This is a genomic window from Alienimonas sp. DA493 (genome assembly GCF_043951915.1).
Lineage (GTDB): Bacteria > Planctomycetota > Planctomycetia > Planctomycetales > Planctomycetaceae > Alienimonas.
On record NZ_JBINJD010000262.1, the window covers coordinates 1 to 3,806 of the forward strand.

Annotated in this window: 4 protein-coding genes; 1 reads left to right on the forward strand and 3 read right to left on the reverse strand. The window is 72.0% G+C overall.

Annotation, left to right across the window (positions count from 1 at the left end):
• Nucleotides 1-907 (forward strand): glycosyltransferase family 2 protein (locus ACG2DA_RS21980; RefSeq protein WP_395258727.1); only part of this gene is annotated, 907 nt, incomplete at its 5' end.
• 85 nt (nucleotides 908-992) lie between these two features.
• On the opposite strand, the gene ACG2DA_RS21985 is transcribed toward ACG2DA_RS21980, so the two are convergent.
• Genes ACG2DA_RS21985 through ACG2DA_RS21995 form a run of 3 tightly spaced genes read right to left on the reverse strand, consistent with a single transcriptional unit; the run spans nucleotide 993 to nucleotide 3,693 of the window.
• The gene (locus ACG2DA_RS21985) at nucleotides 993-2,321 is read right to left on the reverse strand and encodes a hypothetical protein (RefSeq protein ID WP_395258729.1); all 1,329 of its coding nucleotides are present in this window, start codon (nucleotides 2,319-2,321) and stop codon (nucleotides 993-995) included.
• A 19-nt stretch (nucleotides 2,322-2,340) separates the two neighbouring features.
• Entirely contained in the window at nucleotides 2,341-2,550 is a 210-nt protein-coding gene (locus ACG2DA_RS21990) for a hypothetical protein (RefSeq protein ID WP_395258731.1), read from the reverse strand.
• A gap of 3 nt (nucleotides 2,551-2,553) precedes the next feature.
• Nucleotides 2,554-3,693: a DUF6677 family protein gene (locus ACG2DA_RS21995; RefSeq protein ID WP_395258732.1), complete on the reverse strand. Its 1,140-nt coding sequence runs from the start codon at nucleotides 3,691-3,693 to the stop codon at nucleotides 2,554-2,556.
• Between the last annotated feature and the right edge of the window lie 113 nt (nucleotides 3,694-3,806).

The following is a 3,806-nucleotide window of genomic DNA, read 5'->3' on the forward strand; positions in this document are numbered from 1 at the left end:
CGCGGGGGCGGCCGACGCGTTTCCTTTTGACCGGCCCGGCTCGATGCCCGTCGTCACCGTCTGCATTCCGCACTGGCAGGTCGAGGTCTACGCCAAGCCCTGCCTCCGCAGCCTGCGGAAGTTCGCCCCCTCCGCCGACCCGAGCGTCGAGTTGGAGGTGATGGTCGTCGACAACGGCTCCCGGGACGGCAGCCTGGACTACCTGCGGTCGCTCTCCTGGATCAAACTGATCGAGCGGCCCGAGGAGACGTCGGACAACTGGCCGACGAACGTCTTCACCGCCTGGGACCTCGCCGCCCGGGAGGGGACGGGCGAGTATTTATTGACGATGCACTGCGACGTGTTCGTCCGCCGGGACGGGTGGCTCGACCCGCACCTGCGGACGATCAACCAGCCCACGGCGGACGGGGCCCCGCCGATTGCCGCCTCCGGCGCCTGGAAGCTGGAGTTGAGCAGCCCGCTGTATCAGAGTTGGAAACAGGTTACGGGGACGGCCGTCGGGCGGGTGAAGACGGCGCTGGGTCGTCCGGGCCGGAACTACTCCGGCCGGAAATACCCGCGGGATTATTGCGCTCTCTATCGCCGGGAGGCGTTGTTGGAGCACGACTGCTCCTTCGTGCCGGAGGGCCACCTCGGCGGCGGGCTGGCCGTCACGCAACGCCTCTGGGCGGCGGGGCTGGACACCGCCACGTTTCCCGTCGCGGAGATGGCCCGCAGCGTGGTGCACGTGACGCACGGCACCGCGGCCGTCACCCCGGACAAACCGCTCCGCCACGCCCGCAAGCAGCGCCAGGTGGAGCGGGCCGTCCAAAAGCTGTTCCGCGCCAAATGGGTGCGGGACCTGGTCGAAGACGACGCCCTCGACGGCTCCGCGACGGCCGCGGACGCCGTCCGCACCGCGGCGTAGCGGCAGGATCAATGAGCCCGGAGCGCAAGCTTCGGCCGTGCGTCGGTCGTTCAGAAACGGTCGCGTCGGGCTGCCGTTCTTCGGTTCAGCCGCCCGTCAGCGCCGCGAACGCCTCCGGCGGGAGCGTGGCGCGGGCGTCGTCGGCGGGGTTGACGTCGCCGTGGTCGTCCAGCGGGAACAGAATGAAGTCCGCGGTCGTGGAGCGTTTCTTCTTGAGCGTCCCCCACGCCGCCCGCCCCGCGGTCCACAGGACCTCCCGGTACGGCCGGGGCTGGAACGTGTCGGCGTGGGCCGGGTCGGTCTCCACGACCAGCAACAGCCGGCGGTGCAGATCGGCCAGCGTCTTGCCGGCCCGGCCCTCCGGCGGCCAGGGGACGGCGTGGGGGTAGGCCTCCCAGTCGAACGGCTCGAACCCGTCGGCGGCCGCGTCGGTCGCGCTCGCCAGCGCCACGCCGGTCGGCAGGCCGCAGTGGGCGTGCTCCGCGGAATAAATGAGGGCGCCGCGGGCCGCCGGCTTGGCGTCCGGGTTCGCTTTGAGAAACCCGTCGATCGCTTTGACCAGTTGCTTGCCCAGCAGGGCGGAGAACTGTTCGACCAGCCCCTCGACCGTGTCGCCGGGGTTGTAGGTGTAAAGAACCTCGTCCGGCTTGCCGTCGCCGTCGAACTGTTCCGCTTTGACGAGGCGACCGTCGTCGTAGGTGAGCACGGTCCGACGCCGCATGAGCAGCGACTCCCGCAGCCGATCGGTTGCCCGACGGTGCCAGCCGGCGACCTTCTCCGGGGGGACGTCCTTGGCGTAGGGCGGCAGCTCCCGGCCGAGGTCGAACAGTTGCGTGACGGATTCCGCCAGCCGGCCGGCGTCGTCGTAAAAGAACCGGGTCAGGCTGCGGTAATGCCGCTCCGGCTCCTCGCCCTCCTGGTTCACCTCCACGGCGGCGGCCATGCGGCCGGCGTCGTCCAGCAGGAGGCGTTTGAGCCGGCCGGTGGGAAAGCCGGATCGAAAGTGCGGTTCGTACGGCAACCGCTCGCCGGAGCGGCGGTCCCGCCGGAAGTTCAGCAGGTCGTAAGACCCGTCGCCGTAGACGGCCGCCGCGCTCCCCCCGCCGAGGAACCCCGCAGTCACGATCCGCCCCTCGGCGTCCAGGCCGTGACGGAAGGTGTCCTTCCCCTCCGGCACCCACCGCAGCGGGCGGGGCCGCCACGGATCGCCGTAGACGGCCGTGAGGAACCGGTCCCACAGCGGGTGGTCCGGCGTGAACGGACCGTCGTCGTAGGTCGAATGCCGGGTCTCGACGACCCGCGCCTCGGCCGCGGTCAGCGTGGCCTCGCCGGCGGCGACGTACCGCTCCCACGCCGCCTCGACCGGGGCGAACAGGGCCGTCGGATCGTCCACAAAGCGGTCGGCGGACGACATCGGCGGCCCCGGGGGCGACTTAGAGGTTAAAGCTCAGCAGATACAGCGCCGCGAACACCGCGGCCAGGAACAGCAGCGTTTTGCCGAACATCCCGACGCTGCGGCGCCAGATGACCGCCGTGTCTTCGTATCGGCTGGCGGTGTAGACGAGGCTGATCGCCGCCGCGGTGGGCAGCGCCCACAGCAATCGCATCGGGTCCGCGGCGAGCGGGGGGAGGAGTGGGAACATGACTTAAACCGCGGCGGGGGCGGGGACCCCGGGGGAATGCGAGGGGGCGTCGTTCGGTTCGGGGCCGGCGTCGCCGTCCGGGCCGCCGCGTTCTGAGTCGTCGTGTTCGAGGCGCCGGTCGGTGCGGCCGTAGGCGGGGCCGTCGATCGCGTCCCAGAAGGCCAGCACGTTCAGCAGGCCGGCGATCATCGTGAAGACCACGGCGAGGTCCATCGTCGTGCCCTGCTCGGCGTGCAGGCGGTTGGCGGCCCGGCGGTCCCGCGGGGCGAGGTACCAGTTCCACAGCGGCCGCGGCACCGTACCCACCGCCCGGGGCCGCTCCAGTTCGTCCGCCGCCACGCCGTTCGGCAGCGCGATCGCGGACAGGGCCGCCGGGTCGACCATCAGTTTGAGCAGCCGGCCCTGCTCCCCGTTGATCGGCCGGTCGAACGCCCGCACCGTGGTCGGCGTCAGCGTGATCTGCCGCGGCGGCCCGTCCGGGAAGACCACGCCGGTCGAGCCCTCGAACCCGGTTCGCAGCCGCGGGTCGGTCGGGGCGGCGGCGGCGACTTCCAGCGTGCCCTCCACCCGCGAGCCGTCGCCCCGGGGAACGGCGTTCACCCGGCCGTCCAGCGTCGCCAGCACGACGGGGCGGTCTTCGTAATCGGCCATCAGCACGCCCTCGAACGGGGCGTCCAGCGGTCCGATCAACCGGCGGCGGGGGACGTTGGTTTCGCTGTCGAACCGCTCGCTTTGCAGCAGGGCCGGCCAGGCGACGACGCCCGTGAACACCTGGGCCGTGTAATGCTGGAGCAGTTGGCGGCGGGGCGGGCCGAAGGGAACGCGGAACGGATTGTCGCCGGGGCCGTCGAATTCCTCGGAGCCGCGGGGCACGCCGGGGGCGTTGCTCTCCAACGCGACGGTGTGCCAGCCGCCCAACGCCTGCCCGCAGAGGAACAGGCCGAGGATGCAGACGCAGTAGATCGCCCCCTTGACCGTCCGCCCCTGGTAAAAGTGCCCGGCCCCGGGCAGCGCCGCGGCCAGCAGCCCGGCGATCGGGCGGCTTTTCAGCTCCACGGGGGCGTCGTCCGCGGGGACCGCGGGAGCGGCCGACGCGGCGGCGGCGGGCGGGTCGGCGGTCGGCGGCGCGGCGTCGTCGGACATCGGCGGAGTGTATGGGGATCCGCGGCGAACGCCCATGCCGGGATCGCGGGGGGCGAGGCGCGGTCTCGTCACGGATCTCCCCTCTCCCTTGAGGGAGAGGGGCCGGGGGTGAG

Excerpts from the sequence above, each read along its gene's own strand:
- ACG2DA_RS21995 (WP_395258732.1), bottom strand. The coding sequence starts at position 3,693 with ATGTCCGACGACGCCGCGCCGCCGACCGCCGACCCGCCCGCCGCCGCC.
- ACG2DA_RS21990 (WP_395258731.1), bottom strand. The coding sequence starts at position 2,550 with ATGTTCCCACTCCTCCCCCCGCTCGCCGCGGACCCGATGCGATTGCTG.
- ACG2DA_RS21985 (WP_395258729.1), bottom strand. The coding sequence starts at position 2,321 with ATGTCGTCCGCCGACCGCTTTGTGGACGATCCGACGGCCCTGTTCGCC.